The organism is Formosimonas limnophila (assembly GCF_014652675.1).
In the GTDB taxonomy this organism is placed as follows: domain Bacteria; phylum Pseudomonadota; class Gammaproteobacteria; order Burkholderiales; family Burkholderiaceae; genus Hydromonas; species Hydromonas limnophila.
Window position 1 is genome coordinate 222,237 of the sequence record NZ_BMZG01000001.1, and the last position, 11,366, is coordinate 233,602.

The window sequence follows — 11,366 nt, forward strand, 5'->3', positions numbered from 1 at the left end:
CAATCACCCAGAAGGACTTTCTATGTCATTAGCGCTGTACGCCATTTCTCCCCTCGACGGTCGTTATACTTCAAAGGTGGACGCGCTGCGTCCCATTATGTCAGAGGCGGGCTTGCTGCATCACCGTGTGGCGGTGGAGGTGGCTTGGGTGATTGCCTTATCGAAGGCGGGGTTTTCGGAGTTACCTGCTTTCTCAGATAATGCCGTGGATTATCTGAATAGCGTTGTTGCTAATTTCGGTGAAGCGGATGCGCAGCGCATCAAAGACATCGAGAAAACCACGAACCATGATGTGAAAGCGGTTGAATATTACCTTAAAGAAAAAATGGCGGGGCGTGATGATTTGGCCGCTGCGGGCGAATTCATTCATTTTGCTTGTACGTCTGAAGACATCAACAACACCTCTCATGGTTTGATGCTCAAAAAAGCACGTGCCGACGTGTTGCTGCCGCTGATGGATGAATTGGTCGCCAAATTTAAAGCGATTGCTGTCGCCCACGCTGAGCAACCGATGCTGTCACGTACGCACGGTCAGCCTGCCTCACCAACGACGGTGGGGAAAGAGTTTGCGAATGTCGCGGCGCGTTTAGAACGTGCCCGTGCGGCGTTGGCGAGTGTGGAGCTTTTGGCCAAAATGAACGGCGCGGTGGGTAACTACAACGCGCATTTGTCGGCCTACCCTGATTTTGACTGGCCGTCGTTCTCCAAAGGTGTGATTGAAAACCAGCTCGGTTTGACGTTTAATCCGTATACCATTCAAATTGAACCGCATGATTACATGGCGCAGTATTTTGATGCTTTGGCGCGGTTTAACACGATTTTGATTGATGCGAATCGCGACATTTGGGGGTATATTTCTCTCGGATTCTTCAAGCAAAAAACCAAAGCAGGCGAAATTGGCTCATCGACTATGCCACATAAAGTTAATCCGATTGACTTTGAGAATTCTGAAGGTAATCTGGGCTTGGCCAACGCATTGTTGCGTCATTTGTCGGAGAAGCTGCCCGTGTCGCGCTGGCAACGTGATTTGACTGATTCAACTGTGCTACGCAATATGGGGGTGGGCTTGGGTTATGCGGTGATTGCCTACGATGCTTGTTTGCGTGGTTTAAACAAACTTGAGTTGAATGCTGCCAAAATAAATGAAGATTTAGATGCCTGCTGGGAAGTGCTTGCCGAGCCGATTCAGACGGTGATGCGTCGCTATGGGATTGAGAATCCATACGAGCAACTCAAAGAGCTTACACGTGGCAAAGGCATCACGCGCGAGGCTTTGCGTGAATTCATCGGTGGTTTAGATATTCCTGAATCTGAAAAGGCACGGTTAATGGCGATGACCCCTGCGAACTACATCGGCATTGCCGCGCAGTTGGCACGTGACGTATAACGGTGCTGAGCCTATCACTTATCTCTGTTTTTTTGTATAATACGCCCCTTATCATTAAAAACCATTGAGGAAAACCATGAAACACACCGATAAATACCCTATGTCAATGATTGTCTTGCATTCGCTGGTCGCCTTGGCCATGATTGGGGCTTTACTGATTGGCTGGAATCTGAGCCCAGAACTGATGCCAATTCATAAAGCTTTGGGTATTGCTGTCTTGATTTTTGCGGTTTTGCGCATTGCGAATCGCTTTCGTGTTGCCAGTCATGTTCCAGCGTCTGTTAATTCAAAAGGCTCGATGCAATACATTTTAGAAAAATCTGTGCATGGCTTGTTATACATCACCATGATTGGCGCGCCGTTGTTTGGTTGGCTGCTCAGTAATGCACACGGCTATCCTGCTAATTTCTTTGGTTTATTTAGTCTGCCAACATTGATTGCCAAAGATCCGAGTATTACCCACACGCTCAAAGAACTCCATGAGTTGTGCGCCAACGTATTTTTTTGTTTATTGATTCTGCATGTGGCGGGGGGGGTTGTTCACCTGCTCAAAGAGAAGAAAAATGTTTTTAAACGTATGATGCCGTTTTAATCAATGCGACAGCTTAGGAGGTAAACGCATGAAAATAATATGCGCTACTTCCTAAGAGTAAATGTAAACAGTCATTTGAGTTTTTGGATATTGCTTGCCGCTATAAGCGGCTTTTTTTTACGTCTGGATGTTAAGATACGCTTTGCTTTTTACCTTTTGCGAGTCCCGCCATGATTGTCACTTTTCCGAATTCTCCTTACGAATTACACCAACCCTTTGAACCTGCAGGTGATCAGCCGACAGCGATTGCGTCGTTGGTAGAGGGGGTTGAGGATGGTTTGAGTTTTCAGACTCTGTTGGGTGTGACAGGTTCGGGTAAGACGTACACGATGGCGAATGTGATTGCGCGCACTGGGCGGCCTGCGTTGGTGCTCGCGCCGAATAAGACGTTGGCGGCGCAGCTCTACAGCGAGTTTCGGGAGTTTTTTCCGAATAATGCGGTGGAGTATTTCGTGTCGTACTACGATTATTATCAGCCTGAGGCTTATGTGCCGTCGCGGGATTTGTTTATCGAAAAAGACTCAGCGATTAATGAGCACATCGAGCAGATGCGGCTGTCGGCGACGAAAAGTCTGATGGAGCGGCGCGATGTGATTATCGTGGGGACTGTGTCGTGTATTTATGGTATTGGTAATCCGAATGAGTACCACCAAATGATTATGACGCTGCGCAAGGGGGATAAGATGGCGCAGCGCGATGTGGTTAAGCAATTGGCGGTGATGCAGTACAACCGCAATGAGCTGGATTTCGCGCGCGGGACGTTCCGCGTTCGGGGCGATACGATTGATATTTTTCCTGCGGAGAATGCGGATTTTGCACTGCGGGTTGAGCTGTTTGATGATGAGGTTGACTCGTTGCAATTGTTTGACCCGTTGACGGGCAAAATCGTACAGAAGATTCCACGATTCACGGTTTATCCAACATCTCATTATGTGACGCCGCGCGCGACGGTGTTACGAGCAGTGGAGGCGATTAAGGATGAGTTGCGCGAGCGGCTGGCGTTTTTCCATAAAGAGGGGCGATTGGTGGAGGCGCAACGGCTGGAGGAGCGCACGCGCTTTGACCTTGAAATGCTGTCGCAGATTGGTTTTTGTAAAGGGATTGAAAACTACTCGCGCCATATTTCAAATACCCAGCCAGGTGAGCCGCCGTCAACGCTGATTGATTATTTACCTAAAGATGCGCTGATGTTTTTGGACGAGTCGCACGTTTTGACGGGACAGCTCGGAGCGATGTACAAGGGTGACCGTTCGCGCAAAGAGAATCTCGTGGATTATGGTTTCCGTTTGCCGTGTGCCTTGGACAACCGTCCATTGAAGTTCGAGGAGTTTGAGGGCAAATTGCGCCAAACAGTATTTGTTTCGGCGACTCCGGGTGACTATGAAAAGCAACATGCCGATTCTGTGGCTGAGCAGGTCGTGCGCCCGACGGGTTTGGTTGACCCGATGATTGAGGTGCGGCCTGCGACGACGCAGGTGGATGATGTTTTGAATGAAATCCGTGCTCGAACGAAAGTCAATGAGCGGGTCTTAGTCACGACGCTGACTAAGCGGATGGCGGAGGATTTGGCCGAGTTCCTCGATGAAAATGGGGTCAAGGTGCGTTATCTGCACTCGGACATTGACACGGTTGAGCGTGTTGAGATTATTCGCGACTTGCGATTGGGCGAATTTGATGTGTTGGTTGGGATTAATCTGTTGCGCGAAGGGTTGGATATTCCAGAAGTTTCATTGGTCGCGATTTTGGATGCGGATAAGGAGGGCTTCTTACGCTCTGAGCGCTCATTGATTCAGACAATTGGTCGTGCTGCACGAAATATCAATGGGATGGCTATTCTCTATGCTGACCGAGTCACAGACTCTATGACGCGAGCGATGAATGAGACAGAGCGTCGTCGAAATAAGCAAATTGCCTTTAACTTAGAAAACGGCATCACGCCAAAAGGTGTAAACAAACGCATCAAAGACATCATCGATGGCGTCTACAACGATGGCAAGAAAAAAATTGACAAGGTGCGTCAACCGAATGACAACAATTCGCATTATGAGGCCATGTCAGAAAAAGAGTTGGCCAAGGAGCTTGTCAAGCTTGAAAAGCAAATGTTTGATTTTGCTAAGAATTTAGAGTTTGAGCAAGCTGCTCGTACGCGAGACAAGCTCCATGATCTAAAGCAACAATTATTTATCAATGGTGAGTGAGGGATGTCAATAAACCTCATAAAACCTCCAGAGATATAGATAGTTGAATTGTTTTTTTGAAAAACAACCCCTCTTTTGTGACGGCTATGCTAGAATTCGCCGCTGTTTAGATTGACCTAATAATAGGAGGGTTTGATGAAAGTTGAAATGATTGAACCAGCATTAAAAGCAAGTGTGTTGTTTGTTTGTACAGGTAATATTTGTCGTTCGCCTGTGGCACAAGCGGTATTTGAAAAAAAGGTTCAGCAGGCTGGTTTATCAGACTTAATCCAAGTTGATTCTGCAGGTACTGCCGCTTATCATGTTGGCGAAAAGCCGGATTCGCGTAGTCAGCATGCCGCTGCGTTTCGTGGTTATAACTTGATGGGACAAACTGCTCGTCAGGTCTCGCAAAGTGATTTTGAGCAATTTGATATGATTTTGGTGATGGACTGGGGTAATCTACGTGCTTTGCAAAACATTGCACCAGAAAACTGCCGTCATAAAATTGAGCTGGTAATGCGCTATGCACAGAACTCAGATGATGCCGAAGTGCCCGACCCATACTATCAAGAGCAAGACGCGTTTAATCTCGTGCTTGATTACCTTGAGGATGCCTCAATGGGTTTGCTGGAGGTCGTGAAACGACGTTTACCGCAACCCGTGGCGGCGTAGCCAATTCATTTAGAGTTGAATAGAATCAATGATAAAACCAAAATCCTGTGCTCAAGCACGGGATTTCTTATGACATCTTCCGTTGCGATACAGCACAGACGAAAGCCATTACTCCAAACAGCAACATAACACCCGTCATCGCAGAAGCGGGGCTGTGGGAAAACGTCGCAACCAATGAGGTTGAAACGGCAGCCAAGCCAAACTGTATCGAGACGGCCAGTGCGCTGACAGAGCCTGCGCGATTGGTGTGGTGTAGGTGCAGCAATGACGCCATGCCGTTGGCGCACAGCGCGTTCACGTGAGAAACGTATAAAATCACCAGTGGCACAATATAGTCAATATGTCCTGTCGCGCGCATCGTGACCAAGCCAACCCCTGCTAACAACAACGCGCCTGATTGATAAGTCATCAAACTAGAGGCTTGAAAACGTTTGAGCAAATATAAGTTGAGCGACGTGATTAATGACATGCCGACAATATTTGAACCAAATAGCAACGCAAACTCAAGCTCGGAGTAGCCAAGTACTTGCGTGTACACAAACGGTGCACCACCAATGAAAGCAAACATACCGGACATAGCACAGGCCATACATAGCATGAGTGTGATGTTTTTTTTTGATGCCAGTAGTTGGCCATAAGTGCGTAATACATTACCCAAATGCAAGCGGCGGTCAGTGTCTGGTGTGAGTGTTTCTGGGATATAGCGATAGACAAAATAAAAAGCAACGAGCGCAATGCTCGTCAAAACCCCAAAAATAGAGCGCCACCCCGCAAGCATCAAAGAAACCGCACCAATCAACGGAGCCAGTAAGGGCGCCATCATCGTTACCAAGCTCATCTTTGACATCATGCTGTGCAGCTGAGCAGGCGGAAATATATCACGGCTTGCCGCACGTGCCATCACCACACACGCGCCACAACCCAATGCCTGAAAGCCACGTAAAATCAATAATTGATGCGTATTGACGGCAAACATACAAGCTGCGCTGGTGACTGCGAACAGCAAAATACCTGACAACAGCAATTTACGACGACCAAAGTGATCTGACAGGGGGCCATAGATCAGCATACCCACACAAAAGCCTGTGAAAAAAATGCTTAAAGTTAGCTGTAACTGAGTCGATGTGGCGCCTAGCTCAGTCGCCATCGTAGGCAGTGCTGGCAAATACATATCAATGGCGAATGCGCCGAAGGCGACAGTCCCCGAGAGGATGATGAGTAGGCGTGTGTGTGAGATGATAGATTGATTCATGATGGATTTGGTGATAGAAATAAAAAATGCTCGAACAAAAGTTCGAGCATTTTAGAAAAGAATCGTAGTTTTAAATTACGCTTCTTTGATGTTCGCAGCCTGTTTGCCTTTTGGGCCATCAGTGATGTCGAAACTAACACGTTGCTCTTCGCGCAATGACTTGTAGCCATCCATTTGAATTGAAGAGAAGTGTGCGAATAAGTCCTCGCCGCCGCCATCAGGAGTGATGAAGCCGAAGCCCTTGCTATTGTTAAACCATTTTACTGTACCGGTAGCCATAATACTTAGCCATCCTTTTAAAAAAAAACCAATGAAAACATCTCCTGCTTATTGTTATAGGTAAACCTAATTCGACAAGCCTTGAGACCACTACGACACACATGAATTTGTGTGCTTGTTGTGATTGTTCTCGGTTTTGCAGGTTGTGTCAAGCTAAAACCTTGAATTTATGCCAAATAAGCACTATTTATTCCCTGCGAGGTTGATATTGGTGAGATATAGGCTATTTTGCAGATAAAAACGCCCCTAAATCGCATGGGCCGTGCGCAAGTTTTTTGATTTTGCTTTAATATGAGACATGAAATAAACAGAGTGTGTTTACTTGTCTGTTTGCTGTGAATCCGTGTTTAATCTTTGAGGTTTTTGTCAATGAGTCAGAAAAAAAAGCAGCCTTCCCATCGTGATGGTTCAGGTACAGCAGTGCTGGAGCGTGAAACCGTTGTTGCGCCACCACCACTTTATTCGGTATGGTTGCTCAATGATGATTACACGCCGATGGAGTTTGTGGTGCAGGTATTGACCGATTTTTTTTATAAAAAAGTGGATGAAGCTGAGGCCATTATGCTGAAAGTTCATCACGAAGGCAAAGCAGTCTGTGGTGCTTATCCGCGAGACGTGGCTGAAACCAAGGTCATGCGTGTGATGAGACACGCTCGAGCACATGGCCACCCGTTACAGTGTGTGATGGATGCGTGAGCTTAAACGAGAACCGTTTTCTCTGTTTGTTATTTAATGAGTAATAGATTTTGAATCGATTGGAAATACCATGATTGCCCAAGACTTAGAAGTCACCCTCCATTTGGCGTTTGTAGAAGCACGCAAGTCACGCCATGAGTATTTGACACTGGAACATTTATTGCTTGCACTGGCAGACAATCCGCTCGTGATTGACGTGTTGGAGGCAACTGGGGCAAATATTGCTGATTTAAAGCAAGAATTGTCGCGCTTTATCATGCAAAATATTCCGATTGCCGATGGCACGGATGATGTAGACACACAGCCCACATTAGGCTTTCAGCGCGTGATGCAGCGTGCCATTATGCATGTCCAGTCCGGTGGTAATGATAAAAAAGAGGTCACGGGTGTTGAGGTTTTGGTGGCTATTTTTGGCGAAAAAGACTCGCATGCAGTGTATTTTTTGAACAAACAAGGCGTTGAACGCGTTGATGTGACCCAGTTTTTGTCGCACGGTGTGCGCAAAACGCCTAAAGCCAACGAAGGTCCATTTGAAGGATTGGGCGGTGCAGCATCGGGTCAACCAGCAGACAAAGAATTTGAAAAAGCCATACAACAAGACACCGCTTTGTATAAATACGCCCGTGATTTAAATCAATTGGCAGAGCAGGGCAAGCTAGATCCGCTGGTCGGACGTGAGGCTGAAATTACGCGCGCAGTGCAAGTGTTGTCCCGTCGTCGCAAGAACAACCCCGTCTTAGTGGGTGAAGCGGGCGTTGGCAAAACAGCGATTGCTGAAGGTTTGGCGTGGAAAATCGTACAAGGTGAAGTGCCTGAGGTGTTGTCAGAGGCGCGTGTATATGCGCTCGATATGGGTGCGCTCATGGCGGGGACGAAATACCGTGGTGATTTTGAGCAGCGTTTGAAAGATGTGATTAACGAGCTGGGTGAAAAGCCCAACGCGATTTTGTTCATTGACGAAATCCACATGCTTATTGGCGCTGGTTCAACGGGCGGCTCAGCAATGGACGCGGGTAATTTGCTCAAGCCTGCACTCTCGAGTGGTCAGTTGCGCTGTATTGGCGCAACCACCTTTAATGAGTATCGTCAAGTGTTTGAAAAAGATGCTGCACTGGCGCGACGCTTCCATAAAATAGACGTGACAGAACCAACTGTGGCGCAAACCATCACCATTTTAAAGGGCTTAAAACCACAGTTTGAGAGCCACCATCATGTGAAATACGCGCCGTCTGCGATTGTGGCAGCGGCCGAATTGTCAGCAAAATACATGAATGACCGCTTTTTACCAGATAAAGCAATTGATTTGATTGATGAAGCAGGTGCTGCGCAGCGCGTGTTGCCTACCGAGGCTCGCAAAAAAAGCATCACAAAAGTGGATATTGAGGATTTGATTGCCAAAATCGCGCGCATTCCGCCGAAAAATATCAATTCGGACGATCGCACGCAACTCAAACACCTTGAGCGTGATTTGAAAGCCACGGTCTTTGGCCAACGCAATGCAATCTCGGCCGTTGCTTCTGCGATTAAAATGGCTCGTGCTGGTTTGGGCAAAGTGGATAAACCGATTGGCTCGTTTTTATTCAGCGGCCCGACTGGGGTGGGTAAAACTGAGCTGGCCAAGCAATTAGCGTTCGTCTTAGGTATTGAGCTGATTCGCTTTGATATGTCTGAGTACATGGAGCGTCATGCAGTGAGCCGATTGATTGGTGCGCCGCCCGGTTACGTGGGCTTTGATCAAGGTGGCTTACTCACCGATGCGGTGACGAAAAAACCGCATGCGGTGTTGCTGCTCGATGAGATTGAGAAAGCTCATCCTGATATTTTTAACGTGCTGTTGCAAGTTATGGATCACGGTACATTGACGGACAATAATGGTCGTCAAGCGGATTTTCGCAATGTGATTCTCATCATGACCACGAATGCGGGCGCGATGGCCTCACAAAAGCATTCACTTGGCTTTAGTAAAGCATCGGTAAGTCAAGACGACTCGGCGGAAATCAAAAAAGCGTTTAGCCCTGAGTTCCGTAATCGACTCGACGCGATTGTGCCGTTCGCTGCGCTTGATGAAGAAATTATTTTGCAAGTGGTGGATAAGTTCTTACTGCAACTCGAATCGCAACTGCACGAGAAAAAAGTGGAAATTCATTTTACCGATGCCTTGCGTCATCATTTGGCCAAAGCGGGTTTTGACCCACTGATGGGCGCGCGCCCGATGGCTCGTCTGATTCAAGATACGGTGCGTCGCGCGTTGGCCGATGAGTTGCTGTTTGGTAAACTTGTTTACGGGGGTGTGGTGACCGTCGATTACTCTTCTGAAGGTGATAAAGTGATTTTGGACATCAAGTCTTCTCGTAAAAAAGCCAGCGAAAAAGCCGAAGTGGTGGATGCGGAAGCGTAAGCTGGTGTTTTCTCCGAAAAAGACCCGTGTTGAGCGGGTCTTTTTTATGAGTTTGCGAGGGACTTGATTCGGTTTGGTTTTTTTGAAGATGATTGATCTGATGGTGGCGCTATAATGTGGGTTTATTAATTAATGACCTGACAGTTGCTTTACCAAGTTCTTATATTTTCAAATCTGCTGTCATATTTGACATAACGCATATCATTATAGTGATAGTGACACCCTCCATCTCATGCCTAATAAACTGACACAATACATTCGCCTGATTCGTTTAGATAAGCCCATTGGCATTTTGTTACTCCTGTGGCCGACTTTGTGGGGGCTTTGGCTGGCGGCTGGTGGTATGCCACCTCTGAACATATTGTTTGTTTTCGTGACGGGCACGATCTTGATGCGCTCGGCTGGGTGTGCTATTAACGATTTTGCCGATCGTGATTTTGATAAGCACGTGGCACGCACCAAAGATAGGCCTCTGACAAGTGGACAGATTTCGAGTAAAGAGGCTGTTTCGGTAGCGATTTTGCTGGCATTGGTTGCTGGCGGTTTGGCTCTGACACTCAATGTGCTGTCCATCAAGTTGGCGGTGGTGGCGGCGATTTTGGCGGCGAGCTATCCATTTTTTAAGCGTTTTTTTGCCATCCCTCAGGCGTATTTAGGGATTGCCTTTGGTTTCGGCATTCCAATGGCGTTTGCTGCGATTCAAAATCAGGTTCCTGTAGTGGCTTGGTGGTTGCTGCTGGCCAATGTGTTTTGGACCATTGCTTATGACACCGAGTATGCGATGGTGGATAAAGAAGATGATTTGAAAATCGGCATTAAGACGTCAGCGATTACATTTGGTTGTTACGATGTGGTGGCGGTGATGGTCTGCTATGCGCTGTTTGTGGGTTTAATGGCTTGGGTGGGGATTTTAATGTTTTTGAGCTGGCCTTACTTTATCGGTTTGCTTGCCGCGTCGATACTGGCGATTTACCATTACACACTGATTCGCACTCGTGCACGAATGCTGTGCTTTAAAGCGTTTTTACACAATCATTGGCTGGGTGCAGCGGTTTTTGTGGGTACGCTAGTTTCCTTGTTGTAAACCCCTGTTAAATAAATTGTATTGAAATGGATTGACTATGCTGGTTGTGCTATCTCCTGCAAAAAGTTTGGATTTTGAAACGCCTTTTCGTGTGAAACAGGCGACGCAGCCGCAGTTTGTTAAGCAGGCGAGCGTTTTGATGAAATTATTGCGTCAGTATGATGTGCCTGAGTTATCTCAGTTGATGCATATTTCCGATAAGTTGGCTCATCTGAATGTGGCTCGCAATCTTGAATGGAAACCTGTGTTTGATGAGGCAACAGCCAAACCTGCTATTCTGGCGTTTGATGGAGATGTTTACCTCGGGTTTGATGCAAAAACTCTTTCTGCACGCGAATTAGAGCGAGCGCAAAAAGTGGTGCGCACATTGTCTGGACTGTATGGCATATTGCGACCGCTTGACTTGATGCGCGCCTACCGTTTGGAAATGGGGACAGCTTTGGCCAATCCGAAAGGCAAGGATTTGTACACGTTTTGGGGTGACTCGTTGACCAACCATCTTAATAATGAGCTCGATGAGCATAAAGTGCCTGTGTTGATTAATTTGGCATCTGATGAATATTTTAAAGCGGTGCCAGTGAAGGCGTTGCGCCATCCTGTGATTCAACCCGTGTTTCAGGAGGGTAAAAACGGCAGTTATAAGATCGTGAGCTTTTTTGCCAAACGTGCGCGTGGCGTCATGGCACGATTTATTGTGCAGCAAAAAATTGAAAAGCCTGAGTTACTTAAAGGCTTTACAGAAGATGGCTATCGATTTTTGACTGAAAAAAATGGCAAAAATGGCGTAAAGCAGTGGATTTTTGTACGAGAGAGCGTTTGATGGCCT

The 11,366-nt window shown here is 47.0% G+C and carries 10 protein-coding genes; 8 read left to right on the forward strand and 2 right to left on the reverse strand.

Going from position 1 to position 11,366, the window contains the following annotated elements; all coding sequences use genetic code 11:
- The first annotated feature begins 22 nt into the window (after positions 1–22).
- The 4 genes from purB (at position 23) to IE082_RS01035 (ending at position 4,831) form a co-directional block, all read left to right on the forward strand.
- Positions 23–1,387: an adenylosuccinate lyase gene (gene purB / locus IE082_RS01020; RefSeq protein ID WP_189490437.1), complete on the forward strand. Its 1,365-nt coding sequence runs from the start codon at positions 23–25 to the stop codon at positions 1,385–1,387.
- 76 nt (positions 1,388–1,463) lie between these two features.
- Entirely contained in the window at positions 1,464–1,979 is a 516-nt protein-coding gene (locus IE082_RS01025; RefSeq protein WP_189490439.1) for a cytochrome b, read from the forward strand.
- Between the two features lie 170 nt (positions 1,980–2,149).
- Positions 2,150–4,177, forward strand: a complete 2,028-nt coding sequence (gene uvrB / locus IE082_RS01030) for an excinuclease ABC subunit UvrB (protein WP_189490441.1) — start codon at positions 2,150–2,152, stop codon at positions 4,175–4,177.
- A 135-nt stretch (positions 4,178–4,312) separates the two neighbouring features.
- Positions 4,313–4,831 (forward strand): low molecular weight protein-tyrosine-phosphatase, encoded by a 519-nt coding sequence (locus IE082_RS01035; protein ID WP_229809658.1) that lies wholly within the window; start codon positions 4,313–4,315, stop codon positions 4,829–4,831.
- 67 nt (positions 4,832–4,898) lie between these two features.
- Here the strand turns inward: IE082_RS01035 and IE082_RS01040 are convergent, their stop codons facing one another.
- Positions 4,899–6,083 carry a multidrug effflux MFS transporter gene (locus IE082_RS01040; protein WP_189490443.1) on the reverse strand — a complete coding sequence of 395 codons (1,185 nt, stop codon included), beginning with the start codon at positions 6,081–6,083 and terminating at the stop codon, positions 4,899–4,901.
- A gap of 75 nt (positions 6,084–6,158) precedes the next feature.
- Positions 6,159–6,362 carry a cold-shock protein gene (locus tag IE082_RS01045; protein ID WP_189490445.1) on the reverse strand — a complete coding sequence of 68 codons (204 nt, stop codon included), beginning with the start codon at positions 6,360–6,362 and terminating at the stop codon, positions 6,159–6,161.
- Positions 6,363–6,731: 369 nt separating this feature from the next.
- Between IE082_RS01045 and clpS the strand changes: the two genes are divergently transcribed.
- The 4 genes from clpS (at position 6,732) to yaaA (ending at position 11,360) form a co-directional block, all read left to right on the forward strand.
- On the forward strand, positions 6,732–7,058 hold the full coding sequence (clpS, locus tag IE082_RS01050; protein ID WP_189490448.1) for an ATP-dependent Clp protease adapter ClpS: 327 nt from the start codon (positions 6,732–6,734) through the stop codon (positions 7,056–7,058).
- 70 nt (positions 7,059–7,128) lie between these two features.
- Entirely contained in the window at positions 7,129–9,456 is a 2,328-nt protein-coding gene (clpA, locus tag IE082_RS01055; protein WP_189490450.1) for an ATP-dependent Clp protease ATP-binding subunit ClpA, read from the forward strand.
- Between the two features lie 232 nt (positions 9,457–9,688).
- The gene (ubiA, locus tag IE082_RS01060; protein ID WP_189490452.1) at positions 9,689–10,540 is read left to right on the forward strand and encodes a 4-hydroxybenzoate octaprenyltransferase; all 852 of its coding nucleotides are present in this window, start codon (positions 9,689–9,691) and stop codon (positions 10,538–10,540) included.
- Between the two features lie 37 nt (positions 10,541–10,577).
- The gene (yaaA, locus tag IE082_RS01065) at positions 10,578–11,360 is read left to right on the forward strand and encodes a peroxide stress protein YaaA (RefSeq protein ID WP_189490454.1); all 783 of its coding nucleotides are present in this window, start codon (positions 10,578–10,580) and stop codon (positions 11,358–11,360) included.
- The last annotated feature ends 6 nt before the right edge of the window (positions 11,361–11,366 follow it).

Excerpts from the sequence above, each read along its gene's own strand:
- IE082_RS01040 (WP_189490443.1), bottom strand. The coding sequence starts at position 6,083 with ATGAATCAATCTATCATCTCACACACACGCCTACTCATCATCCTCTCG.
- IE082_RS01025 (WP_189490439.1), top strand. The coding sequence starts at position 1,464 with ATGAAACACACCGATAAATACCCTATGTCAATGATTGTCTTGCATTCG.
- clpS (WP_189490448.1), top strand. The coding sequence starts at position 6,732 with ATGAGTCAGAAAAAAAAGCAGCCTTCCCATCGTGATGGTTCAGGTACA.
- purB (WP_189490437.1), top strand. The coding sequence starts at position 23 with ATGTCATTAGCGCTGTACGCCATTTCTCCCCTCGACGGTCGTTATACT.
- IE082_RS01045 (WP_189490445.1), bottom strand. The coding sequence starts at position 6,362 with ATGGCTACCGGTACAGTAAAATGGTTTAACAATAGCAAGGGCTTCGGC.
- IE082_RS01035 (WP_229809658.1), top strand. The coding sequence starts at position 4,313 with ATGAAAGTTGAAATGATTGAACCAGCATTAAAAGCAAGTGTGTTGTTT.
- ubiA (WP_189490452.1), top strand. The coding sequence starts at position 9,689 with ATGCCTAATAAACTGACACAATACATTCGCCTGATTCGTTTAGATAAG.
- clpA (WP_189490450.1), top strand. The coding sequence starts at position 7,129 with ATGATTGCCCAAGACTTAGAAGTCACCCTCCATTTGGCGTTTGTAGAA.
- uvrB (WP_189490441.1), top strand. The coding sequence starts at position 2,150 with ATGATTGTCACTTTTCCGAATTCTCCTTACGAATTACACCAACCCTTT.
- yaaA (WP_189490454.1), top strand. The coding sequence starts at position 10,578 with ATGCTGGTTGTGCTATCTCCTGCAAAAAGTTTGGATTTTGAAACGCCT.